This window comes from Microbacterium sp. NPDC055442 (assembly GCF_053644215.1).
This window is the reverse complement of the sequence record NZ_JBSHLF010000005.1, coordinates 21,152-44,368: the sequence shown is the minus strand read 5'-3', so window position 1 is coordinate 44,368 and position 23,217 is coordinate 21,152. Positions and strand designations below refer to the sequence as shown.

Sequence of the window (23,217 nt, the reverse complement as noted above, 5' to 3'; positions counted from 1 at the left end):
CCGTCACTCGACCTGTGTATAGGTGGGCGAGTAGGTGCTGAGGTCGATGCCGTCGATCGTCACGACGCCACCCGACGTGACGATGACCTCGTCGGGGGCGAAGAGCTCGACTTGTCCGCCCGTGATCACGGCGACCATGTTATTGAACGACGTCGACCCCGGTGTGAAGACCGAGCTGTGGCTGTCGATCGCGGGCGGCATCCAGTTGCCCGGCACGTTGTGGTCTTCGATGTCGGTGCTGCCCAGGTCGCTGCCGTCGATCATGCCCGTCTCGAGCCGGATGACGCCGCCGGCGGTGAGCGTCGACTGGCCGTGCAGGGCGTGCAGGTCGCCGGCGTTGCCCTGGATGAGGCCCACGACGCCGTCGTTGCGGCTCATCAGCGCATAGTGCGGCACGCCGGAGGTGTGCGGGAAGTCGCTCACGCCCGAGACGCCGTCGCCCATGCCCGCCGCCGCGACGTAGAGGATGCGGTCGGCCTTGAGGCCGGCCTGCTCGGCGAGTCCGACGGTCGCGCCGCCGTAGCTGTGGCCGAGCACCGTCAGGGTCGAGCCCGTCGGTGTGACGATTCCCCCCGCGAAGTCGCGCAGCCTGGGGGCGAGCGCGTGGGAGTAAGAGGGGTCCATCGCGGCCGGGATGTCCTGCGGGAAGGGCCCGCCCGCCCACTGGAAGACCGCCGATGTCGAGCCCGCCGCCTGGTACAGATCGGCGGCACGGTCGTCGGCGAAGTCGGTCATGTTCGCGCCCGTGCCGGGCACCGAGATCGCCACCGACGTGACCCACGACGGGATGTCCCCCGTCTCGGGGTCGATCGGCCCGTGGTAGGTCGCGATCGCACTCTGCGCCGGGTCGAAGACGACGACGCGCGACCCCGTGTACGAGCTCGGCACACCGTTCTCGTCGATGAAGCGCACTTCTTGTGTCAGCAGTCCCTCGTAGTAGTCGATGAGCGTCTGCTGCTCGGCGACGAGCTTGTCGTACTCGGCGTCGATGCCGTCGTGACCGTAATAGGCGCGGTCCTTCGCGTCAGCGCGCATCTGTTCGATGCGCTCGATCTCGGCCTGACGGGCGCGGATCTCGTCTTCGATGTTGATGTGGTTCGCCGTGACCCGGTCGGCGATCGGGATGCCGTCGAGGTTGCCGATGATCTTCGGCGACGCCTCGATGAGCGCATCGCGCTGGGCGCGGTCGAGGCTGTCCCACACCTGACGGATGAGGTGCGGATCACCGAGGCCCGCCAGCTGCTCGGCCGTGATCGAGTCGGTGTCCTCGGCCCACAGTGCCGCCGACGCGAAATAGCCGCCGCGACCGATCCGGCCGTCGTTCGTAAGTTCGGCGACGAGGTGGATGCTGCGCAGCCGAGCCGCGGTCGCACTGTCGAGCTCGTCGCGCTCGACCTGCAGGTCGTTGTAGGCGGACTGCGCCGTGCGGTACGACTCGATCGCGCCCCGCCAGCGTGCGAGGTAGTGGGGCTTGTCGAGGTAGAGCCAGTCGGGCAACACGTCGTCCCACCCGAGGGCCCAGCCGACGATCGTCTCGGACGCCTGGTTGAGTGCTTCGCCGCGCCGCGCCCAGATCGCGTCGTACCGGGTCTGCGCCGTGGCGAGCGCTGCGGCGGCGCGGGCCTGCAGGTCTTCGAGTGAGGTGGCGTAGTCGTCGAGGATCCCCGCTGCCGAATCGGCGGCATCCGAAGTGCGGGTGAACCGTTCGGACAGCACCGTGATGCGGGGGCGAAGCGCCTCGGCGCTCTCGGCGATGACGGGCCCGAGGGCGGCGAGCGCGCGGCCCGAGGCGGCGCTGCGGTCGCGCTGCGCGGTCGAGCGGGAGCGGAACAGGCTCGCCAGATCGCGGATGCCGCCGGCATCGCCCTGCGCCGGATCCTGATCGATTCCGGGAAGGCTCATGCGCCACCTCCCGCGAGTTCGGCGTCGGTGCGCTGCAGTTCGCTGTGCACGATGCCCGTGTCGGTCGCGAGCTCGTCGCCCGCTTCGGACAGGGCGTCCATCGCGGCCCGGACGAGCTCGTCGACGTCGCCGAGCGCCGCCTCGACGACGTCGGACTTCACGACGGCGTTGTCGGGGCGCGCTCCGTCGGCTGCGCGGGCCGCCGCCGCGCGCAACTCCGTCACCGCGGTGGTGAAGTCGGAGTCGCTGTACTGCACATCTGGCACGAGCCCAGACTATTCATTCGCACGAGCGGTCCCATGGGGAGGAATGCCCATGTCGCTTCCGGCCGGACAATCTAGGCGCGGACGCGGGGCGGCAGCCCTCGGACCGCCGCGACGGCATCGGACCAGCCCCGGTACAGCTCTTCGCGCTGCTCAGCCGGCATGAGTGGCTCGAAGATGCGCTCGAGCTGCCACCGGTCGTGGATGTCATCCCGCGCCCACATGCCCACTTCGCTGCCGGCGAGGTGGGCGATGCCCAGCGCCGTGCGCTCGAGACCGACCGGCCGCGAGACCGGAATGCCGAGGATGTCGGCCTGGAACTGGCACAGCAGATCGTTTCGTGTCGCCCCACCGTCGACCTTGAGCATCGGGATCTCGACGCCATGGCGACGCAGATTGTCGACGTTGTCGCGTGTCTGGTACGCCATCGCCTCGATCCCCGCACGCACGACGTGCGCCGCCGAGGACTCGAGCGTGAGGCCCACGATGGCCCCCCGAGCGTTGCGATCCCAGTGCGGGTCGAACAGCCCGGCGAATCCCGGCACGAGATAGACCCCGCCCGTGTCGGGCACGCTGGATGCGACGGCCTCACTGTCGCCCGCATCCGAGAGGATGCCCAGACGGTCGCGGAGCCACTGGATCGTCTGTCCGCTGTGGAAGACGACGCCCTCCGCTTCGTAGGTCACCTTGTCGCCGAACTGCCACGCGACGCTGCTGCACATGCCCGGCAGAGTGCGCGGCACGTCGCCCATGTTCACCGTCAGCACCCCAGCCGTTCCGAAGGTGTTCTTGGCACTGCCGGCTTCGAGGCAGGCCTGGCCGAACAGCCCCGCCTGCTGGTCGCCGAGGACGGCGGTCACGGGAACGGGATGCGGCGCCGGAAGCACGTCGTGCGCGACGTCGCCGAACCAGCCTGCGGACGGCACGATCTCGGGCAGCAGACTCGTGGGGATGTCGAGCATCGCGCAGAACTCTTCGTCCCATTGGGCGCGCGCGAGGCTCATGAGCCCCGTGCGGGACGCCGCGCTGGGCTCGGTGCGATGCGCCGTGCCGCCCGTCAGGTTCCACAGCATCCACGTGTCAGGAGTGCCGATGGCTAGCTCACCGCGCTCCGCGCGCTCGCGCACTCCGGGAACGTGGCGCAACAGCCAGGCGATCTTCGGCGCCGAATAGAAGGAGTCGTTGCGCACGCCGGTGCGCGAGCGGAACTCGTCGTCGAGGCCGCGCTCGGACCACTCTCGCACGATGTCGTCGGTCTGCTTCGACATCCAGGTCACGGCGTTGTAGACGGGCACCCCCGTCGAGCGGTCCCACATCACGATGGTTTCTCGGTGCGACGTCACCCCGACAGCGGCGACATCGGCCGCCGTGATGCCGGCACGCTCGAGCGCGAGGACGAGCGAGCGGCGCGGTGCGTCCCACATCTCCTGTGGGTCGAACTCGACCCACCCTTCGCGCGGGAAGATCGTGGCGACCGGCGCCGACGCTTCACCGACGGTGCGACCTGCGTCGTCGATGACGATCGCGCGGGCGCTGCTGGATCCCTCGTCGAGGGCGACGACATATCTGCCGGTCACGGCGGACTCCATTTCGAGTCAGGCGCGCTCGGGAACGCGCAGGTGATCGAGCCATTCACGGTAGCCCGCAATCTCGGCTGAGCGCCGCGTATCGTCCCACCCACGATGGGGTGCCAGAATCTCCGCGGCGCGCTCCGCCCCGCCCAGGCCGTGGCCCGGCTCGAATGCGAGCAGGGTGCGGCGGGCGAAGACGTCCGTGAGCGTCTCGGCGAACTCGTGGTCGACCGCGAAAACCAGTTCGGCGGCGATCGCGGAGCTCTCCGGGTCGAAGCGCTCGGCCAGCGCGGGGTCGGCCTGCGCGATCTCGAGCACGCGTTGAGCGCGCGTGCCGTACAGAGCCCATAGGCGATGCGACGTATCGCGGTCGAGCACGTCGTTGGCGAGGAACGCCCGCTCGAACGCCGCGAGATCCGCCGCACGCGCACCGGGGAAGGGCTGCTGTCTGCTGATCGGCTTCTTGGGTGCTCGCGCACGAAGCTTCTTCACGGCGATGTCCGTAGCGTCTTCGGCGAGCTGCCGGTACGTCGTGAGCTTTCCGCCGACGATGGACAGGACGCCGGGGTATCCATCCTTCGCGTGGTCGCGGACGATGTGGCTGCGGGGCACCTTCCACTCCGGTGTGTCGGGAGCGTACGGCAACGGTCGCACACCGCTGTAGGTGTAAAGCACGTCGTCGACCGTGAGGTGGGCCTCGGGCATGAGCGTATTCGCCTCAGAGAGCAGGTAGTCGATCTCCGAGCTGTCCGCGCGCGCCGAATCCGGATCCAGGTCGTACTTGATGTCGGTCGTGCCGATGAGGTAGCGCCCCATCCATGGGATGACGAGCACCAGGCGCCCGTCCGTCTGCGACTCGTAGTACACGACGTCTCGGGGCGCGCCCGGGAACGGATCGACGATAATGTGGCTGCCCTTCGCTCCGCCGATGAGACGGGGGGATGCCACCGGAGCACCGCCGTCGCCCGCCAAGACCGCGTCGACCCACGGCCCTCCCGCGTTGATCGTGAGCCGCGCGCGCAGGTCGCGTTCGACACCGTCGGAAGAGCGGACGCGGATGCCCGTCACCGCGGTACCGTCGCGGAGGACCCCGACCGCCTTCGTGTGGATGAAGATTCGCGCGCCGGCATCGGCTGCGGCGACGGCGAGCTCGGTGCACAGCCGTTCGGCGTATTCGACCTGTCCGTCGGTGAACAGGGCGGCGCCGCTGAGTCCCGACTCTGTCATTCCTCGGAAGCGGGCTTTGACGGTGCGGGTCGAGAGGATGCGGTGCCACGGCACCGATTTGTCAGCCGAGAGCACGTCATAGGCGAGCATGCCGAGCCGGATCATCCACGACGGGCGCGTGTTGCGCGAGTAGAAGGGCATGATGAGGCGGACCGGCTTGACCAGGTGCGGCGCGACCCGGAACAGCAGCTCGCGCTCTCGAAGAGATTCGCGTACCAAGCCGATGTCGCCGCGCTCGAGGTACCGCAGTCCGCCGTGCACAAGCCGGCCAGACCAGGCCGATACGCCCGCGCAGAAGTCCTCCTGCTCCACCAGTGCGACAGACAGGCCCCGCTCAGCGGCATCGCGGGCGATGCCGAGCCCGTTGATCCCCGCGCCGATCACGACGACGTCGTACGTGAGCTGTCCAGTCTTGGTCACAATGCCTCCTCGACGATGGCGTGAATATTCAGTCGTTAACTGAATGACCTTCCACTAGTGTAGCGCGTGAACCGCCGAGGGGAACGGGGCGAAGGGACCGCGAGGACCCGAGATGCCCGCTCCAGTCTGACAGAATGACTCAGATCCCAGGCGGAGACAGGAAAGGCGATCGATGCCCCAGGACCGCAACGACCCCGACGGCCAGCGCATGATGACGAAGGTCTCGCACCTCTACCACACGCGCGGAATGGTGCAGACGGAGATCGCGCGCACACTGGGCCTCTCTCAGGCGCGGGTCTCACGCCTGCTCTCATCAGCCGAAGACGCCGGAATCGTTCGCACGATCGTCGTGCCACCTGCGGGGCTCAACGCCGACCTCGAACAGAGCCTGGAGCAGGCCTTCGGTCTACTCGAGGCGCACATCGTCGACGCGATCGACGAGTCCGAGCGGGAACGCACTGACCACGTCGGGCGGGCCCTCGCCCCGATCTTCCAGCTGGCGCCGATCGACGGCAAGACCATCGGCTTCACATCCTGGAGCCGCTCGCTGCGCAGCTTCGTGGCCAACCTGCAGCGCTTCCCCCGGGCCAAGGCACGGGCAGTCGTCGAGCTTCTCGGCGGCGTCGGACAACCGGCCATTCAGCACGAAGCAACGGTTGCCACTGAGCGACTGGCCCAGCTGACCGATGCAGAAGCGCTGTTCCTGCGCGTTCCCGGCGTCGTCCCGACACCCCAGATGCGCGACGCCATCCTGGCAAGTGATCCGCATGCGCGCCGCGCGCTCGAGACGATGCCCGAACTGGACATCGCCCTGGTCGGCATCGGCAACTGCACCATCGTGCCCCCGCTCGTCGGCGGCGACAACTTCTTCACGCAGGAGCAGTTCGACTACGTACGCTCACTCGGCGCCGTCGGCGAGATCAACCTTCGATTCATGGATGCCGACGGTCAGCCGATCGCGAGCGAGCTCGACGAACTCGTGCTCGGTGTCAGCCTCGACGAGATCCGCCGCGCCGAGCGGCGCATCGGCGTCTCTGGCGGCGCCGGCAAGCACGACGCCGTGCTCGCCGCCGTCCGCGGCGGATGGATCAATGTCCTCGTGACCGACGAGGAGACAGCTCGCTACCTTCTCTCCAAAGGCCCCTCAGCGGCCTGATCCCTACGCGTCGACCACCCCCCATCGGGGTCCACTCGGCGCGCCTCCCCACAGCCACGCCAGACGCTTGACACCCGGCGGGGCGGCGCTTAGCATCGCTCCAACGGCATCTACATTCGATACTCGCATAGCTATTCAGATGCCACCTTCACCAAGGTTTCGAAGGAGAAACGAATGACCACTCACAGCAAGCGTCGCGGGGCCGCACTCCTCGCAGGACTCGCGATCGCCGCGCTCGGCCTCGCCGGATGCAGCACGACGGAATCCGGCGGAGGCACGGACGGCGGACCCATCGACTCGAAGGTGATCGGCGTCTCGGTGGCCGACCAGAAGTCGCTCTTCTACATCGCCGCCGTCGACGGCATGAAGGCCGCCGCCGAAGAGGCGGGGTACAAGCTCATCGTCGAGTCGGCCGACAACGACGCCAACCGCCAGGTCAACCAGGTGCAGAACCTGCTGACCCAGCAGGTCGGCGTGCTCATCTACACTCCCCAGGACGCCACCGCTGCCGCCGCCGGCGTGCGCCTCGCGAACGACGCGGGCGTCCCCGTGGTCGCGGTGGACCAGAAGCCCGAGACCGAGGACGCGGAGATCCGCACGTTCATCGCCACCGACAGCGTCAAGGCCGCCTACGAGGTGTGCACCTGGATGTTCGAGCAGTTCGACAACGAGGGTGAGATCGCCGTCCTGCAGGGGCCGCTCGGTTCGACGGCAGAGCTGCAGCGCTCCGAGGGCTGCCAGAAGGCACTCGACGAGAACCCCGGTGTCATCGATGTGCAGTGGGAGAGCGCCGGCTGGGACGAGACCCAGGCATTCGAGGCGTCGCAGAACATCCTGACGGCTCACCCGAACCTCAAGGCGATCTTCGGCGAGAGCGACGCCATGGCGATGGGTGCGGCCAAGGCTGCGCAGCAGGCCGGCCGCGACGGGATGTTCTTCGTGGGCATCGACGGCTTCCCGACGATGTTCCAGGCGATCGCCGACGGGCTCACTCAGGCCACGATGGCCCAGCAGCCCTACATGATGGGTCAGCTCGCTGTCGAGAACGCCATCGCGCTTCTCGAGGGCGAGGGTGACGACATCCCCGCCGAGCAGTACCAGGATGCCGTGCTGGTCAACGAGGCCAACGTCGCCGAGAACGACCCGACGAAGTTCTACGGTCCGAACGTGGGCACGAAGTAGCCCGTATTTCTACCGGGTGGTGCGGTGCAATGTGCGCCGCACCACCCGTCCGGAAGGAACAACCCCATGGCTGAACGCGCAGCATCCCCCGCGACGGGTCTCGTGTGCACGGGCCTGACGAAGCGCTACGGCGGTGTCACCGTCGTCAAAGACATCGACATCACCCTGACGCCCGGGTCCGTGCTCGGCCTGGTCGGCGAGAACGGTGCGGGAAAGTCGACGACCTCGGGAATGATCGCCGGCCTCGTCCAGCCCGACGAGGGCTCGATGATGATCGACGGCGAGGTCTACGACCCGCGATCGCCCGGTGACGCACTGCGGTCGGGTGTGGTCCTCATCCACCAGGAGATCCGGATGGTGCCCGAGCTGTCGGTCGCCGAGAACATCTTCATCGGGCGCCTGCCGCTCAAGCGGGGCGCCATCGATCGCGACCGCCTGCACGCCGACACCGAAGCCGTGCTCAGCCGTCTCGGATCGCGAATGAGCCCCCGCCAGCGAGTGGGCGACCTCTCGATCGCCGCTCAGCAGGAGATCGAGATCGCGCGTGCGCTCAGTCGTGACCCGCGCTACATCATCTTCGACGAGCCCTCTGCTTCGCTCGGCAAGTCCGAGACGGCCCGAGTCTTCGATCAGATCGAGGCGCTCAAGGCCGCCGGAGCAGGAATCGTCTACATCTCGCACCGGATCGAAGAGATCACCCGCCTCTCCGACGCGATCCTCTGCCTTCGTGACGGGCACGAGGCGGCACGCTGGGACACCGGAGACGTGCCCCGTGACGACATCGTCCGCGCAATGGTGGGTCGTGACTTCACCTACGGCCACGACACCCCTCCCCCCGCCGCCGAGAAGACCGTCATCCAGGTCTCGGGCCTGGGTCGGGAAGGCGCCTTCGAGGGCATCGATTTCGAAGTCCGGGCCGGTGAGATCCTCGGCATCGCCGGCCTCGTCGGAGCCGGCCGCAGCGAAGTGGTCCGCGCGATCGCCGGAGCGGATCGCGCCGACACCGGCGAGATCCGCGTCGACGGCAAGGTCGTCCGCATCCGCAACCCGCGCGACGGCATCAAAGCCGGAATCGCGATGGTGCCCGAAGACCGCAAGTCGCAGGGTCTCCTGCTCGACCGGGACAGCACCGAGAACATGACCCTCCCGTGGCAGAAGCAGCTGTCACGCCGGGGCATCGTCACTCACAAGGAGCTCGCCAAGACCTACCGCGAGCACCGGGCCGAGCTTGACATCCGCGGCCAGGCCGACGTCGCGGTCGGTCGCCTGTCCGGAGGCAACCAGCAGAAGGTCCTGCTCGCGAAGTGGCTCATCGAGAAGCCCAAGGTGCTCATCCTCGATGAGCCCACGCGCGGAGTCGACGTCGGTGCCAAGATGACGATCTACGCCGCCATCGGTCGCCTGGCCGAAGAGGGCGTCGCCGTCATCGTCGTCTCGTCCGAGCTCGAGGAAGTCCTCGGGCTGTCCCACCGAGTGCTCGTCATGTCGGGCGGGCGCCAGCAGGGAATCCTCGACCGCGAAGCGGCCACCCCCGAAGCCGTCATGCGTCTCGCGCTGCCCCAGCACGCCGAGACAGCCCACATTTGAACCCGAACCTGTTCCAGGAGATGAGACGATGAGCGTTTCCGAACCCTCGACCTCGACCGATCCGGCGAGCCCGAGCCCAGCGACGGTCGCGCAGCGCACCGTTCCCAGCGACGGCGGCTCCGGCGACAGCCGTTTCCGACGCGTGATGTCGAAGATCCCCGGCCCACTGGTGGGCCTCGTCGTGATCTTCGTGCTGCTGTCGTTCCTGTCGCCGTACTTCCTGACCTCGCGAAACCTGCTGAACATCCTGACCCAGATCTCGGCGATCGGCGTCATGTCGGTCGGTGCGCTGATGGTCATCATCGTCGCCGGCATCGACCTGTCCGTCGGCGCCGTCCTCGCGCTCAGCTCGATGGTGATGGCCTACCTGTACAGCTATTCGGGTCTGCCGTTCGAGCTCGCCGTCGTGCTCGGGCTCGCGACCGGCGCCGGAATCGGTCTGCTCAACGGCATCCTGATCACCTATGGCAGGCTGCAACCGTTCATCGCGACCTTGGCCACGATGTCGGCCGCGACGGGTCTGGCCGTCTTCATCACCGGCGGAAACACGGTCAACGGCTTCCCGTCGTGGTTCACCGCCATCACCCGCATGAGCGTCCTGGGAATCCCGATCCAGGGGATCATCCTCGTCGCGGTCTTCCTCATCGCCGCTTTCTGGCTGCGGTTCCGCCCCGGCGGTCGCGCGCTGTACGCGATCGGCGGCAACGAAGAGGTCGCACGGCTCTCGGGCATCCACGTGCGCCGTACGAAGCTCGTGGTCTACACGCTGGCCGGATTCCTCGCCGCCGTCGCCGGTCTTCTGGTCACGTCGCGCCTCGACTCCGCACAGCCGACAGCCGGCACCGCCGACCTGCTGAACGTCATCGCCGTCGTCGTCATCGGTGGCGCAAGCCTCGCCGGTGGCACCGGTTCGGTGCTCGGCACGTTCGTCGGTCTGCTCATCATCGGCGTGCTGAACAACGGGATGTCGCTGCTGGGCGTCTCGCCGAACCTCCAGCCCGTCGTCCTCGGTGCCGTCATCGTCGCGGCCGTCATGACCGACCGCCAGTCCTCGAAGGCTCAAAGCGGCGGAAGATAGCACCGCTCCCCCACGCAAAAGGACGTCCCCGCCGGAACCGGCGGGGACGTCCTTTTGCGTGCTCGGTGTCAGCGCGCGGCCGGATCAGACGCCACGCAGGATCGCTTCGAGGGGTCGCTCGACGACATCGCTGCCGGCGAAGCGCGAGAGCAGGGCGTCTTCGACGGCAGCATCCGTCATGTCGATCTCGTCGGCGAGTGAGCCGAGCGTCGTGGGGTCCCAGTCGAGCTCGAGCAGAGGATTGACCCGGGCGAGCACGTCGGCGGCGGCATCCGTCACACGAAGCGGAAGACTCGCGCTGTACAGGCGCACTCCGCGCGCGACCCGCTGTGCGGCGCCTACGAGCTTCACGCTCCCGCGAGCGTTGACGCTGTAGTCACCGGGACAGTACTCCCCGGGAACGGGACCGAACCGCGCGTCGACTCCCCACTCACGAAGGAGCGCGACGAACTCCTCGCCGTGCTCGACGAACACGTCGCGGTTGTCGAGCCGCTGCGGTTCGAGGGTCACGATGTCGAGCACGACCCAGTCGGGGTCCAGGGCGACGGCGCGCCCGCCGGCCGGCCGGATGATCGGCTCGTAGCCCGCGTTGCGTGCGGCCCGCTCTGCGGCGGCGAAGCCGGGGTGCAGGCTCTCGCGCCGGCTGAAGGCGAGTGTCGGGGCAGGGCGGAAGACCCGCACAAGACGTTCTGGCGCCCTGTGCTCGGCAAGGGCATAAAGCACGTCGAGCGAGGTCAGTGCCTCGTCTTCGGCGGCCCGCTCCCCGGCTCGCGGGGGGAGTCGCTGGCGCACCACGGTGGTGGATGCCGCATGCAGCCGAGGGTGCTGCAGGCCGTCCAGATTCATCTGCGTCTCCGACTCGTTGCCCGACAATGCCGGCGGCGGGCCACCGTGAATAGCATGCACCCCGCACCGGTGCCGCGTGGAACGCGTCGGTGCGGGGCGCAGCGGGGCAGACTCGCCGCGGCGGGTCAGGAGAGCGGCTCCTCGAGCGCGCTCTTGAGTGCAGTGAGGAACCGGGCACCGGTCGCGCCGTCAAGGGCACGATGGTCGCACGTGAGGGTGAACTCGGCGATCGGAGCCCACACGCCGTCGCCGTCGCGATGCACGAAGCGCTGCACCGTCGCGCCGACGGCGAGAATGGCCGCTTGAGGGACATTGAGGATTGCGTCGAAGCGAGTGACGCCCATCATGCCGAGGTTTGAGACGGTGATCGTGCCGCCAGTGATGTCGTCGCGCGTTAGGGCTCCATCTCGGGCGCGCGCCACGACGTCGGCGCGTGCCCGCGCGATGTCGGCAAGACGTCCGTCCGAGATATCGTGCACGACGGGGACGACGAGACCCTTGGGCGTGTCGACGGCGATTCCGACGTTGGCCTTCTCGAAGCGCACGACCGCGTCCTCGGCGACGTGCACATTGACGTCGGGCACTTCTTTCAGCGCCCGCGCGACGGCCCGGAGGATCGCATCGGTGACGTTCGCCGTCGGTTCGACGGTGCGAACCTGCAGTGCCGAGGACATGTCGATCTCGGTCGAGACGTGAAACACCGGAGCCGCCCACGCCTGCACCATTCGGCGCGCCGCGGTGCGGCGCATCCCCTTGAGCGGCTCGACGATGCCCTCTTCGGCCAGCTCGGTCACACCAGCACCGCCGTTTCGGCAGGTGTCGAGGAGCTGGCGGCCCGGCCGGCACAACCGTACTCCTGCATCTTCTGCACCGTCGCGGCGATCATCCGGTCACGGCCGGCCGCCATGGCCTCTTCGAACTGCCGGTCGCCCTGCGCCCAGACACCTTCGACGCCAGCGCGGAAGGCATGGCGCAGATCGGTGTCGGCGTTGAGCTTGTGTACGCCGGCCTCGATCGCGGCAGAGAGCTGGTCCACCGGAACGCCGGACGCGCCGTGCAGCACGAGCGGGATCCCGGTCGCATCCCGGATCGCCCGGATGCGATCGATGTCGAGCGGCTGCGGCTCGATCCCGGTCACCCCGTGCATGACGCCCGCCGAGATCGCGAGCAGGTCTACACGCGTCTCGGCGACGAAGCGCTCGGCCTCTTCGACGCTCGTGTAGTAGTCCTCCCAGCGGATATCGTCTGCGGCATCCGGGATGCGACCGAGCTCCGCCTCAACGGGAATCCCGAAGGCGTGCGCGACGCGGACCACTTCGGCGGTAACACGGATGTTCTCTTCGAAGTCGAGGTGGGCACCGTCGAACATGATCGAGTCGAATCCGAGCCGGATCGCCTCGAACACCTCGTCGTAGGTTCCGTGATCGAGGTGGATGGGCGCTTCTAGGCCGGACGCGTCCAGCTCGCGGCGGGTCATCTCGTACGCGGCGCGCAGACCCATGTGTGGCACGATGGCCCGGCCTACCTGCAGGAAGACCGGCGCCTCTGCGGCCTGTGCCGCGCGGATGAGCGCCTGCGTCGTCTCGGGGTTGTGCATGTTGAACGCGCCGACGGCGTATCCGCCGGCCTGCGCGGCGGCGATCAGACCTAGGGGGTCGACTCGAGCCATGATGTGCTTATCTCCTTCTCGGGCTTCTTCGCCCATCCACACTCGTGCGGGTCAGTCCGTCTCGATGATCGCGACGATGCTGCGCACCTCGACGGAGTCGCCCTCTTCGACCAGAATCTCGGTCAGGGTGCCGGTCGCGGGGGCCTCGAGGGTCTCTTCGACCTTCTCTGCCTCGACTTCGGCCAACGGCTCATCTTCGGTGACCTGATCGCCGACCTTCTTGTGCCACTCGATGATCGAGCCTTCGCTCATTCCCATGCCCCACTGGGGGAGCAGGACTTCCACTCGTGCCATGGTTCTCTCCTTGTCGTTCGTCGCTCAGGCGTCCGCGAGCGCGGGCGCGGTCAGGCCGGTGACACGGCGCACGGCGGCGGCGATCCCGTCCTTATTGGGATACATCTGCTTCTCCAGCGCGGGGCTGAAGGGGATCTGCATGTCGGGCGCGGTGAGGCGCACGATCGGCGCACGGAGGGCGTCGAAGACCTCTTCCGAGGCGATCGCGCTGATCTCGGCGGCGGCGCCGCACGTGCGGTGCGCGGGCTCGGCGATGACGAGGCGACCGGTCTTTGCCACCGAGCGCAGGATCGCGTCGCGGTCCAGCGGAACGAGGGTGCGCGGGTCGATGACCTCGGCCGACACTCCTTCGGCAGCGAGCTGCTCGGCCGCGGCGAGCGCTTCGGGCACCGAGCTCGAGATCGCGACGATCGTCACGTCGGTCCCCTCGCGTGCCGTGCGGGCGACACCGAACGGGATCTGGAACTCCTCGTCGGGAACCTCCTCCTTGCTGCCCCACAGGATGCAGGCTTCGAAGGTGAGGACCGGATCGTCCATGTCGATCGCGGTGCGCAGAAGACCCTTCGCGTCGGTGGGACGCGAAGGCACCATGATCTTCAGTCCCGGGACGTTCATGAACATCGGGTATGGCCGGTCGGAGTGGTGGGCGCCGGTGTTGAGCCCGTAGAACATCGCAGAACGGAAGACTGCGGGCATCGATGCCTGACCGCCGAACATGTAGCGGTTCTTGGCGACCTGATTCACGAGCTGGTCCATCGCCATGTAGAGGAAGCTCGAGTACGACAGGTCGACGATCGGGCGCAGCCCGGTCATGGCGGCACCCGCCGCGGCACCGACGATGCCCTCCTCGGAGATGGGGGTATTCCGGATGCGGTTGCGCCCGTACATCTGGACGAAGTCACCCGTCTCAGCCCGGGATTTCCCACCGCCCGTCGTGCCGTAGACGTTGGCCTCGACGTCTTCGCCGATGATGATGACGCGCTCGTCGGCGTCCATCGCCTCGCGCTGGGCGGCGCCGATCGCGCCGAGGAAGCTCATGACGCTCATGCTGCGTACTCCGTCTCGGTGTAGAGGTCTTCGAAGGCGACCGAAGGGTCGGGGTAGGGGCTTTCCTCCGAGAACCGGACGGCCTCGTCGACCTCGGCGATGACGTCGGCCTCGAGGGCGTCCATCGCCTCGGCGGTGTGGCCGTTCGCAACGAGGTGCTCGCGGAAGAGCACGAGCGGATCCTTCTTGAGCCAGGCCTCGCGCTCGTCGGCGGGGCGGTAGTCAGTGCCCAGGCGCAGTCCCTCGGAGTGCTCGTTGTAGCGGTAGGTGACGACCTCGACGAGCGTCGGACCGCCGCCGCTGCGCGCGCGCTCCACGGCGCTCGCGACAGCTGCATACACCGCGAGTACGTCCTGGCCCTCTTCGACGCGGACACCGGGCATCCCGAAGCCGGCGGCGCGGTCGGCGATGACGCCGCTCGTGACGGTGTGCGCGGGGGTCGACAGAGCGTACTGGTTGTTCTCGCAGAGGAAGATCACGGGGAGCTTCCACACGCCGGACATGTTCATCGATTCGTAGAGCACCCCCTGATTGGCGGCGCCGTCACCGAAGAAGGCGAGCGCGACCGAGTCGCGGCCGAGAACCTGCGACGACAGAGCGGCGCCCATCGCGATCGGGATCGACGAGCCGACGATGCCCGACTCCCCAAGGCTGCCGACGGCGAAGTCGGCGAGGTGGAGTGACCCGCCCTTGCCCTTGCAGACGCCGGTGGCTTTGCCCTGCAGCTCGGCCATGAGTGGCCCGAGCGGCGAACCCTTGCCGATGGGGTGTCCGTGGCTGCGATGATTCCCCGTCATGTAGTCGCCGTCGCGCAGGGCCATCGTGGCGCCGACGACCTGCGCTTCCTGGCCGATCGAGGTGTGCACGGTGCCGGGGATGTGCCCGCGCTTGACCATCTTGGAGGCGCGCTCATCGAACGCGCGGATGCGCAACATCCTGCGCTGCATCTCGAGCAGGAACTCGTCGGACAAACCGTCCATCGGTCGACCTTCTCTCCGTCGTGGGAATATCTATTCTGCGTGTGTATGGGTATTCTACGGCGCGATCTGCGGACGTGCAAGCGCCGGAACGGGCACGAGCTCGTCGATACGGTCGAGGATGAACTGCGGCCGAAGGCCCGGATCGCAGCGATCGACATCGGCGAGCTGCGAGTCGCCCGTCAGCACGAGGGCCGTGCCGATACCGGCTTCGATCCCCATCCGCACGTCGGTTTCGAGGCGGTCGCCCACCATGACGACGCGCTCCACCTCCGGGCCGAGCATGCCCCTGACGGCGTCGATCATGATCCGGCCGGGCTTGCCCATATTCGCCGAGCACCGCACTCCGGTCGTCGCCTCGAGGGCTGCGACGATGCCCGCAGCATCGGGCTCTCCTCGTCCGCCGGGAAACGGGCAGTATCGATCGGGGTTCGTCGTGATGAGGATCGCACGACCGTGTTGCCACAGCGCGTCAAACGCCGTCTGCAACTTGCGGTAGTCGAAGGACCGATCGTAGCTCGCGATGACGATGTCGATCTGGGCAGGATCGTCGCTCATTTGGATGCCCGCCGCGGCGAGCGCACGAACGAGGGGCGCCTCGGCGATCGGATAGACGACGGCGCCCGGATGCTGCGCATGTAGCCACCCGACCGTGCTGACGACGGTGTTGACGATCTCTGCGGGCTCGACGGCGATGCCGAGGCGCGTGAGCTTGTCGAGGTACATCTCGGGGTCGCGCGTCGGGTTGTTCGAGAGGAACACCCGCCGCGCCCCGCGGTCGCGCAGCTCATCGAGAAGGTCGCGCGCACCCGGCAGCAGCTCGTCGCCGAGATAGACGGTGCCGTCGAGGTCGAACAGGTAGGCGTCGAACCAACCCTCGGGGCGGCGGCGCAGCGCGTCGATGTCAGACATCGACCACCTCCTCGATGGCAGGAAAGAGCGGTCGAACGGCGGGGTAGACCTCGCGATAAACCCCGTACAGCGCGTCGTAGCGGCGGACGGCCGCGGGGTCGGGTTCGTACCGGTGCCCTCGGCGCGTCATGTGCGCCGCGGCATCCGTCACGTTCGCGTGCAGGCCCGCGCCCGCTGCGGCGAGGATCCCCACCCCGAGCGCCGTCGCCTCGTCATGTCCCGCGAGCACGAGCGGCCGACCCAGCACGTCGGCGAAGATCTGGCACCACAGTGGGCTGCGTGCACCCCCGCCCATCGCGACGAACTCGCGCACGCGCTCGTCGAAGTGAGGCTCGGCGTGCTCGAGGCACCAGCGCAGCTCGAAGGCGATCCCCTCGAGCACGGCGCGGTAAATGTGCGCACGCGTGTGGACGCCGCCGAAACCGATCATCACACCGCGCGCGCGGTGGTCCCACAGTGGCGTGAGCTGACCGTTCCAATAAGGGACGACGAAGAGCCCCTCAGCACCGGGTGCGATGTCGGCGGCCCGCGCCTGCCAGTACTGCTCGCGCGGAACGCCATCGGGCTCGCCCGCCGCGATCTCGTTGAGGAACCACGACACCAGGAACGTGCCCGCCCCCACGAAGAGCTCGTTGTTGACGCTTCCCGCAATTGCTCCGGCCATGGAGCGGTGCGACAGGCGCGGACGGTACGTGGGGCTGAAGATGCCCGAGATGAGCCCCGTGCCGAGATTGAGGTAGGCGTCCCCGGGTGCCGTGACGCCGGCGCCCAGACCTGCAGACTGGCCGTCGCCCGACCCCGAGACGATGACGACGGATGCTGCGAGCCCGAGCTCGTCGGCGGCGCTCGGCGTCAGCGTGCCGATCGGGTCGCCGGGCGGCACGAGGTCGGCGAGACGGTCCTCCGTGAGCCCGACGAGCTCGAGCACCTCGGGCGAGTAGGAGCCCTTCACGAAGTCCATGAGCCCGAGCGGGTCGGCGCTCGCCGTTGAGGTCGCCCACCGCCCAGTGAGGCGGTGCACGAGGTAGCCGTGCACGTCGACGACCTTCGCCGTCCGGGCGAGCGTTGCCGGCTCGTGCTCGGCGAGCCACAGCAGCTTGTAGAGGGCGGGCGTAGGGTTCGGGGGCTTGCCCGTGAGCTCGTGGATGCGCGCAGACCCGAAGCGGTCGACCTGCGCGCCCGCGCGCGCATCCAGCCACAGCATCGCGGGGCGCAGCGCCTCGCCCTCCGCGTCGATGCACGCGAAGCTCTCGCGCTGGTGCGTCACGGCGAGCGCCCTCACGCGGTCGGGGTCGATCCGTCCGACGCATTCGCGGATGGCCGAGGCCGTGGCATCCCACCAGTCGCGCGGATCCTGCTCACCCCAGCCTGGATGCGGGATCGACAGCGGCAGCTCGCTGCGACCGCTCGCGACCGCATGGCCGTCGAGATCCCACGCGATGCACTTCGCACCCGTGGTCGAACAGTCGACGGCGAGCACGAGGTCGGTCACGGCGTGGCTCCGGAGGCCTCCGCGACGGCGTCCTCGGCACGGGCGATCACGGCGGCGACGTCATTCTCGGCCCACCAGCCTGCCTCGGCGAGCAGATCGATGACCGTCACGCGGTTGCGCATGTACAGGCAGTTCGCGACGGCCCAGCGCCAGACGTCGGAGGTGACCCAGTCGCCGAGATCCGAGACGCGCAGCGGCGCTTCACCGACCGCGAGGGCGGACGCGAGCGCCCGCCGGTCAGGCAGCATGCCGCCGAGCCGTTCTGTGAGCGCGTCTGCATCGTCGAGCAGCCGCAGCGGCGCGTCGCCGGCGGCGGCCCACGCGGCGCGCTTGGCGGAGTAGTCCTCCCAGCACTCCGCGCCCAGAGCGCCGGTCGGATCGCACACGGCAAAGGCCTGGAGCACGCGGGCGTGTGCATCGTCACCGGGTGCCGTGATGTCGCGCCCCGCGCGGATCTGGTCGAGCAAGTGCTCCCAGGCGCTCGCGGCGACCACGGAGGCGACGCCGACCTGCGCACCGTGCAGGCCTACGTCGCGGCCGGTCGCGACGGCGCGCATGTCGAGCATGTGGCTGACGAGGTGCTCAACGCCGGAGAGGCACGCGGTCGAGCCGGCAATGCCCGTGCCGATGCCGCGGATCGCGAGCACGCGTGTGAGCTGCTCGACGGCGCTAGGGGCACCCGAGCCAAGCCCGGCGCCCCAATCGGCGGGATCGCCTGCGAACTCCTGCAGCAGATCGCGAGGCGTCGTGTGGAAGCTAGCGTCGGTGCCTACCTGCGAGGCGAGCCACCAGTCGGCCGGGGCTGTGAAGAGCGACTGCAGCTCCCCGAAGCCCGCAGCGTTGAGCTCGCGCGGCGCCGTTCGGATGACGGTGGTGTCGGCGAGCACGACGTCGGGCCAGCGGGAGTCGATCGTGCGCTTGGCACCGGCGCGCAACACGACCGACACGTTGTCGGTGTAGCCGTCGACCGACGCCGCCGTCTGGACGATCACGAGCGGCAGGTCACCAGCGCCCGCCGACGCGAGTTTGGCGATGTCGGAGATCGTGCCCGAGCCGACCGAGACGATGCCGTCTGCACCGCGCACCGCATCGATCGCGACCCGCAGCACGTCGTCGTCGACGTGCAGGTGCCCCGGCTGGCCGAGGACGACCTCGGCCACCTCGAACTCGCGTGAAAGCTGCTCGATCACACGGGGCTTGAGCGGCTGACCGTCCGACAGGATCGGCGTCGCGTCGACGAGCACAGCCACGACCGGGCGGTCGGTCCGCGCGACGCCGTCGCGCAAGAGCCCCGCCATCTCGACGGCCGCGTGCGCCGAGGCGTCGTCTTCGATCACAAGACGCTTCAGTCCGAGCTCCGTCAGGGCCTCGGGCCGCTCCCCCGCCGCGATCGCCGATCGAATAGCCGCCAGATCGGTCGGATCGTCGATCTCCGAGAACGCACCCATGGACCCTGCTTTCACCGTCGAACCGCGTGCCGCGCTTTTGCATATTCATTCAGCTTATGAATGGAGAGCGTGTCAGCGAGTGTAGGTCGGGGCTCTCACGGGTGTCAAGACCGCTGCCGCGGGTCGCCGCGCAGCCGCCACCGCGGGCGGCGAGAATCCGCCGGGGAGACCCGGCGCAGCGGAGCCGGGGCGGTCAGATACGCGCGGCGAAGACGATGCGGCTGCCCTCGCGGCGCGCGGTGCAGCCGGGAAGGTCGAGCGGGCCTTGCCCCGACCAGTCGGTCACGAGCCGGGCGACCTCGAGGGTCTGCGCCCGCGTCAGGCTCTCGTGGAACTCGCTGGCCACGACGTGCCGGATGATGCGGTGCCGCAGCGCCGCCGGGTTGGCCGCGAGCGCCGCGACGGACACGGCGATACCGGCTTCGGCGTGCTCGACGATGTCCTCGATCGTCTCGGCGATCATCTCGTCGAACGCCTCGGAGTCCTCGCGCAGCTGGGCGGCGGTGCGGGCGAGGGCGTCGGCGATCCCCGGGCCCAGTTCGCGTTCGAGCATCGGCAGCACCGTCTCGCGCACGCGGATCCGGGCGTAGCGAGGGTCGTCGTTGTGGGGGTCGTCCCACACGGGAAGCCCCTCCGCCTCGCACGCGGCACGCGTCGTCGCGCGTGCCAGACCGAGAAGAGGCCTGAGCAGCAAGAGCCCGCCGAGGTCGGAGCTGACCGCCATCCCCCGCAGGCTCGCGGTCCCCGAGCCGCGCGCGAGCCCGAGCAGCACGGTCTCGGCCTGATCGTCGCGGGTGTGCCCGACGAGGACCGCCCCGGCACCGAGCTCGGATGCCGCTTCCCGCAGCGCGTCGTAGCGCGCGGTGCGCGCCGCGGCCTCGGGCCCCCCGTCGGCGCCCACCTCGACGCGCACGACACGTGCGCGCAGGCCGAGGCGTTCGGCCTGACCCGCCGCCGCGGCGGCGACGTCGCCCGATCCCTCTTGCAGCCCGTGGTCGACGATGACCGCCGTGGCCCGGATCCCGCGCGCTGCGGCCTCGAACGCCGTCGCGGCGGCGAGCGCGAGCGAATCAGCCCCGCCGGAGAGCCCCACGACGACGGCCGAGCCGTCGGGCACGGCCGCGAGTGCGCCGCGTACGGCCCGGCGAACGTCGGCGACGGCGGGGTGCAGGCCCGGTCTGTGGTCGGTCACCTCACCACGGTACCCGCGCAGCCGCGTGCACATTCTGCGCCGCGGACCCTCGCGACTAGGCTGGTCGCGGCCTTTTCCCTGACTCTAGGAGCACAAGCATGGGCGCGTACGACGCCGTCATCGAGATCCCGCGGGGCAGCCGCGTCAAGTACGAGGTCGACCACGGCACGGGCCGCGTCTTCCTCGACCGCATCCTCTATACGGTGTTCGGCTACCCCACGAACTACGGCTTCTTCGAGAACACCCTCGGTGAGGACGGCGACCCGCTCGACGTGCTCGTGCTGCTCGACCGCGACCTGTATCCCGGCATCCTCGCGAGCGTGCGCCCCGTCGCCGTGCTCAAGATGAGCGACGAGGCCGGCGGCGACGACAAGGTCGTCGCGGTGCTCGCGAAGGACCCGCGCTGGGCCCACATCCAGGACGTCGACGACATCGACGAGTGGACCAAGAACGAGATCTCGCACTTCTTCGAGCACTACAAGGACCTCGAGCCCAACAAGTGGGTCAAGGTCGACGACTGGGCCGGCGCCGCCGAAGCCGAGCGTCTCGTGTCCGAGGCGTTCGAACGCTTCGCCGAGCACGAGGGCCAGACCAAGACCCAGGGTGAGGGCGTCGCGCCCAACACGCTCTGACGCGCACTCCTCGAGGTCACTTGCGCCCTATGTCCGCGCCTCCCGGCGCGTCGTCAGCATAGGGCGCAAGTCAGTTTCCGGGGTGTGATCACACTCACCCTCCCCCGGGCTCGACTTGCGCCTTGTGCGCGCGGCGCCCGGCGCGTCGCCGACATAGGACGCAAGTCAAGGAGAGGGCGGCGGCACCCCTCCCGCCCTCCCCGGGCCCGACTTGCGCCTTGTGCGCGCGGCGCCCGGCGCGTCGCCGACATAGGACGCAAGTCAACGAGAGGGCGGCGGCACAAGGCACGGGGCGGGAGTGCGCCGGGGCGCACGGGAGCGGGGCCGGGGCCGGGGCCGGGGTCAGAGCCAGATGCCGCGGGCAGACATGAAGTTCTGCGGGTTGGTCGTGCCGCCGGGGGTGTAGACCTCGAAGTGCAGGTGGCAGCCGAAGGACCGACCGGTCATGCCCTCGAGCGCGATGAGCTGCCCCGCGTTGACCCACTGCCCGCGGCCGACGAGCAGCTGCGCCGCGTGCGCGTAGCCGGTGGCGATGCCGCCACCGTGCTCGATGCGGATGTAGTTGCCGTACCCGCTGTAGACCTGCGCCATCGAGACCGTGCCGGCCGAAGCGGCGTAGATGCCTGCTCCGCAGCCTGCGGCCATGTCGGTTCCGAGGTGCCACGTGCTCGCACAGCCCTGCGGGCCGCATTGACCCGTGCGGGGACCGTACCCCGAGGTGAAGCGCCCGTTCGACGGTCGCGCCCAACCGCTGCCGCCGACGGCACCACCGCCACCGCCGCCGCCGCCACCACCGCCGCCGCCACCACCGCCGCCGCCACCGATCGCGGCGGCCTCTTCCCTGGCCTTGCGGGCGGCTTCTTCGGCGGCGCGGCGTTCGGCTTCCTTGCGGATCCGCTCGCCTTCTTCGTACTGCGCGACCGTCTTGCTGGTCTTGTCCTTGAGAGCGGCGAGCTGCGCCTCGAGCGTGCCGAGGTACTGCTCCTGCTCGGCGAGGGCGGCCGCGGCCGCGTCAGCGGCTTTCTGCGCGGCGGCCATCTTCTCTTCCGCGATCACCTGCAGCCGATCGCGCTCCTGCCGCTGGATCTCGGCCTGGTCGCTGATGCCCTGTGCTGCGTCGCGGGCCGTGATGGCCTGCGCGTACACGTCGTTGTTGCGCTCGAGCAGCTTGTCCATCGTGCCGAGGCGAGCCAGGAGGTCGTCGGCGGACGCTGCGGAGCCCGCGAAGAACAGTTCGAGCGAGGTGTCGTCACCGCCGTTGCGGTACAGCTGAGCGGCGACGCGGCCGGCCTTGTCGGCGGCATCCTTCGCGACACCCGCCTGCGCATCGGCTTCGGCCTGCAGCTGCTCCACACGGTAGGCGGCTTCGAGGTACTCCTGCTGCGCGACGAAGTACTCGTCGGCGGCCTGCTCGGCGAGGGCGTTCTTGCGCGCCACCTCTGTGGTGAGCGACGAGATGAGGCTCTCGATCTTGGCGACCTGCGCGGCCTTCGCCGCTTCGTTGGCCTTGGCGCGCTGCACTTCGTCCCACGTGGGATACGACGCGGCGAACGCGGGAGCGACGAGGGGTCCGGCAAGACCGCCGACGATGGCCGCGCCGAGCACGCCGAGGCCGAGCGCGGAGCGCCGGCTGAGCGACGGCCACAGACGGCGCCGCTCCGACTCGGAGGGCGCGCAGCCGCACTCGTCGTGGGCCTGCTCGGGGTTCACCGCAACCTCCTGCCGAGAGAAACAACCTCGTTCACACTAGCAACATCATTCACAGACGCAACGGGGATGCCGCACCCCAGCCTGCCGGTCGGATCTGTGCCGCGCACGGGCAAGTCTCGCCTCCCCGCCCCCTGCGACCGTGACGGCACGCCTTCGATTGGCACATTGCCGAATCATCTCGTATGCTTGAGCGTCGGTAAGTGAACGGCGGGTCTGAACGGTCCAAGGTTCATTCGGCCCCATCGTTTAGCGGCCTAGGACGCCGCCCTTTCACGGCGGTAGCACGGGTTCGAATCCCGTTGGGGTCACATACTCCGCATACAATTCAATACGCATGGCCCTGTAGCGCAGTTGGTTAGCGTGCCGCCCTGTCACGGCGGAGGTCGCGGGTTCAAGTCCCGTCAGGGTCGCTCTGAGCGACGGGCCCTTTCTTACGAGAGGGCCTTTCGTCTCAGGAGTGACATTCTCGGATGCCACTCGGCTCTGTAGCTCAGTTGGTAGAGCGCACGACTGAAAATCGTGAGGTCACGGGATCGACGCCCGTCGGAGCCACAAGGGTGATCGTTACAATCACCCCAGAAACCCTCGCCTAGCTTCTACATGGCGGGGGTT

General features: G+C 68.8%; 20 protein-coding genes and 3 tRNA genes. 8 read left to right on the top strand and 15 right to left on the bottom strand.

Features of this window, described 5'->3' with window-relative positions:
- Positions 1 to 3: 3 nt before the first annotated feature.
- The 4 genes from ACWIBS_RS12240 to glpD form a co-directional block, all read right to left on the bottom strand.
- Positions 4 to 1,902 carry an alpha/beta hydrolase gene (locus tag ACWIBS_RS12240; RefSeq protein ID WP_376128812.1) on the bottom strand — a complete coding sequence of 633 codons (1,899 nt, stop codon included), beginning with the start codon at positions 1,900 to 1,902 and terminating at the stop codon, positions 4 to 6.
- Positions 1,899 to 2,168 carry a hypothetical protein gene (locus tag ACWIBS_RS12235; RefSeq protein WP_376128813.1) on the bottom strand — a complete coding sequence of 90 codons (270 nt, stop codon included), beginning with the start codon at positions 2,166 to 2,168 and terminating at the stop codon, positions 1,899 to 1,901. The genes ACWIBS_RS12240 and ACWIBS_RS12235 overlap by 4 nt, the downstream gene beginning before the upstream one ends.
- A 71-nt stretch (positions 2,169 to 2,239) precedes the next feature.
- The gene (locus tag ACWIBS_RS12230; protein ID WP_376128815.1) at positions 2,240 to 3,742 is read right to left on the bottom strand and encodes an FGGY family carbohydrate kinase; all 1,503 of its coding nucleotides are present in this window, start codon (positions 3,740 to 3,742) and stop codon (positions 2,240 to 2,242) included.
- Positions 3,743 to 3,760: 18 nt separating this feature from the next.
- Positions 3,761 to 5,383, bottom strand: a complete 1,623-nt coding sequence (glpD, locus tag ACWIBS_RS12225; RefSeq protein ID WP_376128817.1) for a glycerol-3-phosphate dehydrogenase — start codon at positions 5,381 to 5,383, stop codon at positions 3,761 to 3,763.
- Positions 5,384 to 5,555: 172 nt separating this feature from the next.
- Here glpD and ACWIBS_RS12220 point away from each other — a divergent pair, with 172 nt between their 5' ends.
- The 4 genes from ACWIBS_RS12220 to ACWIBS_RS12205 all read left to right on the top strand — a co-directional run bounded on the left by ACWIBS_RS12220 (position 5,556) and on the right by ACWIBS_RS12205 (position 10,386).
- Entirely contained in the window at positions 5,556 to 6,539 is a 984-nt protein-coding gene (locus ACWIBS_RS12220) for a sugar-binding transcriptional regulator (protein WP_376128819.1), read from the top strand.
- A 174-nt stretch (positions 6,540 to 6,713) separates the two neighbouring features.
- Positions 6,714 to 7,721, top strand: a complete 1,008-nt coding sequence (locus ACWIBS_RS12215) for a substrate-binding domain-containing protein (protein WP_376128821.1) — start codon at positions 6,714 to 6,716, stop codon at positions 7,719 to 7,721.
- 66 nt (positions 7,722 to 7,787) lie between these two features.
- Positions 7,788 to 9,308 (top strand): sugar ABC transporter ATP-binding protein, encoded by a 1,521-nt coding sequence (locus ACWIBS_RS12210; RefSeq protein WP_376128823.1) that lies wholly within the window; start codon positions 7,788 to 7,790, stop codon positions 9,306 to 9,308.
- Positions 9,309 to 9,336: 28 nt separating this feature from the next.
- Positions 9,337 to 10,386 carry an ABC transporter permease gene (locus ACWIBS_RS12205; protein WP_376128825.1) on the top strand — a complete coding sequence of 350 codons (1,050 nt, stop codon included), beginning with the start codon at positions 9,337 to 9,339 and terminating at the stop codon, positions 10,384 to 10,386.
- Between the two features lie 84 nt (positions 10,387 to 10,470).
- On the opposite strand, the gene ACWIBS_RS12200 is transcribed toward ACWIBS_RS12205, so the two are convergent.
- From ACWIBS_RS12200 to tilS, 10 genes are all read right to left on the bottom strand, one after another.
- Positions 10,471 to 11,232 carry a lipoyl protein ligase domain-containing protein gene (locus tag ACWIBS_RS12200; protein ID WP_376128826.1) on the bottom strand — a complete coding sequence of 254 codons (762 nt, stop codon included), beginning with the start codon at positions 11,230 to 11,232 and terminating at the stop codon, positions 10,471 to 10,473.
- Between the two features lie 125 nt (positions 11,233 to 11,357).
- The gene (locus ACWIBS_RS12195) at positions 11,358 to 12,026 is read right to left on the bottom strand and encodes a 2-oxo acid dehydrogenase subunit E2 (protein ID WP_376128828.1); all 669 of its coding nucleotides are present in this window, start codon (positions 12,024 to 12,026) and stop codon (positions 11,358 to 11,360) included.
- On the bottom strand, positions 12,023 to 12,901 hold the full coding sequence (locus tag ACWIBS_RS12190; protein WP_376128830.1) for a class II fructose-bisphosphate aldolase: 879 nt from the start codon (positions 12,899 to 12,901) through the stop codon (positions 12,023 to 12,025). The genes ACWIBS_RS12195 and ACWIBS_RS12190 overlap by 4 nt, the downstream gene beginning before the upstream one ends.
- Positions 12,902 to 12,952: 51 nt before the next feature.
- Positions 12,953 to 13,195 (bottom strand): lipoyl domain-containing protein, encoded by a 243-nt coding sequence (locus tag ACWIBS_RS12185; protein WP_376128832.1) that lies wholly within the window; start codon positions 13,193 to 13,195, stop codon positions 12,953 to 12,955.
- Between the two features lie 24 nt (positions 13,196 to 13,219).
- Complete coding sequence (locus ACWIBS_RS12180) at positions 13,220 to 14,233, bottom strand: alpha-ketoacid dehydrogenase subunit beta (RefSeq protein WP_454137024.1); 1,014 nt, start codon at positions 14,231 to 14,233, stop codon at positions 13,220 to 13,222.
- 5 nt (positions 14,234 to 14,238) lie between these two features.
- On the bottom strand, positions 14,239 to 15,222 hold the full coding sequence (locus ACWIBS_RS12175; RefSeq protein ID WP_376128836.1) for a thiamine pyrophosphate-dependent dehydrogenase E1 component subunit alpha: 984 nt from the start codon (positions 15,220 to 15,222) through the stop codon (positions 14,239 to 14,241).
- A 54-nt stretch (positions 15,223 to 15,276) separates the two neighbouring features.
- Positions 15,277 to 16,131, bottom strand: a complete 855-nt coding sequence (locus ACWIBS_RS12170; RefSeq protein WP_376128837.1) for an HAD-IIA family hydrolase — start codon at positions 16,129 to 16,131, stop codon at positions 15,277 to 15,279.
- On the bottom strand, positions 16,124 to 17,623 hold the full coding sequence (locus tag ACWIBS_RS12165; protein ID WP_376128838.1) for a xylulokinase: 1,500 nt from the start codon (positions 17,621 to 17,623) through the stop codon (positions 16,124 to 16,126). The genes ACWIBS_RS12170 and ACWIBS_RS12165 overlap by 8 nt, the downstream gene beginning before the upstream one ends.
- The gene (locus ACWIBS_RS12160; RefSeq protein WP_376128840.1) at positions 17,620 to 19,071 is read right to left on the bottom strand and encodes an iron-containing alcohol dehydrogenase; all 1,452 of its coding nucleotides are present in this window, start codon (positions 19,069 to 19,071) and stop codon (positions 17,620 to 17,622) included. The genes ACWIBS_RS12165 and ACWIBS_RS12160 overlap by 4 nt, the downstream gene beginning before the upstream one ends.
- 193 nt (positions 19,072 to 19,264) lie before the next feature.
- Positions 19,265 to 20,296: a tRNA lysidine(34) synthetase TilS gene (gene tilS, locus ACWIBS_RS12155; protein WP_376128842.1), complete on the bottom strand. Its 1,032-nt coding sequence runs from the start codon at positions 20,294 to 20,296 to the stop codon at positions 19,265 to 19,267.
- A gap of 65 nt (positions 20,297 to 20,361) precedes the next feature.
- Between tilS and ACWIBS_RS12150 the strand changes: the two genes are divergently transcribed.
- Entirely contained in the window at positions 20,362 to 20,895 is a 534-nt protein-coding gene (locus ACWIBS_RS12150; RefSeq protein ID WP_376128843.1) for an inorganic diphosphatase, read from the top strand.
- 342 nt (positions 20,896 to 21,237) lie between these two features.
- Here the strand turns inward: ACWIBS_RS12150 and ACWIBS_RS12145 are convergent, their stop codons facing one another.
- Complete coding sequence (locus ACWIBS_RS12145) at positions 21,238 to 22,605, bottom strand: peptidoglycan DD-metalloendopeptidase family protein (RefSeq protein ID WP_376128845.1); 1,368 nt, start codon at positions 22,603 to 22,605, stop codon at positions 21,238 to 21,240.
- 235 nt (positions 22,606 to 22,840) lie between these two features.
- Between ACWIBS_RS12145 and ACWIBS_RS12140 the strand changes: the two genes are divergently transcribed.
- The 3 genes from ACWIBS_RS12140 to ACWIBS_RS12130 all read left to right on the top strand — a co-directional run bounded on the left by ACWIBS_RS12140 (position 22,841) and on the right by ACWIBS_RS12130 (position 23,157).
- Positions 22,841 to 22,913 (top strand) — tRNA-Glu (locus ACWIBS_RS12140).
- Positions 22,914 to 22,941: 28 nt separating this feature from the next.
- Positions 22,942 to 23,015: transfer RNA gene (locus ACWIBS_RS12135), tRNA-Asp, on the top strand.
- Positions 23,016 to 23,084: 69 nt separating this feature from the next.
- Positions 23,085 to 23,157, top strand: a tRNA-Phe gene (locus ACWIBS_RS12130).
- Positions 23,158 to 23,217 lie beyond the last annotated feature (60 nt).

Bases quoted from the DNA above. Each gene is read 5' to 3' on its own strand.
- ACWIBS_RS12240 (WP_376128812.1), bottom strand. From the start codon at position 1,902: ATGAGCCTTCCCGGAATCGATCAGGATCCGGCGCAGGGCGATGCCGGC.
- ACWIBS_RS12220 (WP_376128819.1), top strand. From the start codon at position 5,556: ATGCCCCAGGACCGCAACGACCCCGACGGCCAGCGCATGATGACGAAG.
- ACWIBS_RS12215 (WP_376128821.1), top strand. From the start codon at position 6,714: ATGACCACTCACAGCAAGCGTCGCGGGGCCGCACTCCTCGCAGGACTC.
- ACWIBS_RS12210 (WP_376128823.1), top strand. From the start codon at position 7,788: ATGGCTGAACGCGCAGCATCCCCCGCGACGGGTCTCGTGTGCACGGGC.
- ACWIBS_RS12205 (WP_376128825.1), top strand. From the start codon at position 9,337: ATGAGCGTTTCCGAACCCTCGACCTCGACCGATCCGGCGAGCCCGAGC.
- ACWIBS_RS12200 (WP_376128826.1), bottom strand. From the start codon at position 11,232: ATGAATCTGGACGGCCTGCAGCACCCTCGGCTGCATGCGGCATCCACC.
- ACWIBS_RS12190 (WP_376128830.1), bottom strand. From the start codon at position 12,901: ATGGCTCGAGTCGACCCCCTAGGTCTGATCGCCGCCGCGCAGGCCGGC.
- ACWIBS_RS12185 (WP_376128832.1), bottom strand. From the start codon at position 13,195: ATGGCACGAGTGGAAGTCCTGCTCCCCCAGTGGGGCATGGGAATGAGC.
- ACWIBS_RS12180 (WP_454137024.1), bottom strand. From the start codon at position 14,233: ATGAGCTTCCTCGGCGCGATCGGCGCCGCCCAGCGCGAGGCGATGGAC.
- ACWIBS_RS12175 (WP_376128836.1), bottom strand. From the start codon at position 15,222: ATGGACGGTTTGTCCGACGAGTTCCTGCTCGAGATGCAGCGCAGGATG.
- ACWIBS_RS12170 (WP_376128837.1), bottom strand. From the start codon at position 16,131: ATGTCTGACATCGACGCGCTGCGCCGCCGCCCCGAGGGTTGGTTCGAC.
- ACWIBS_RS12160 (WP_376128840.1), bottom strand. From the start codon at position 19,071: ATGGGTGCGTTCTCGGAGATCGACGATCCGACCGATCTGGCGGCTATT.
- tilS (WP_376128842.1), bottom strand. From the start codon at position 20,296: ATGTGCACGCGGCTGCGCGGGTACCGTGGTGAGGTGACCGACCACAGA.
- ACWIBS_RS12150 (WP_376128843.1), top strand. From the start codon at position 20,362: ATGGGCGCGTACGACGCCGTCATCGAGATCCCGCGGGGCAGCCGCGTC.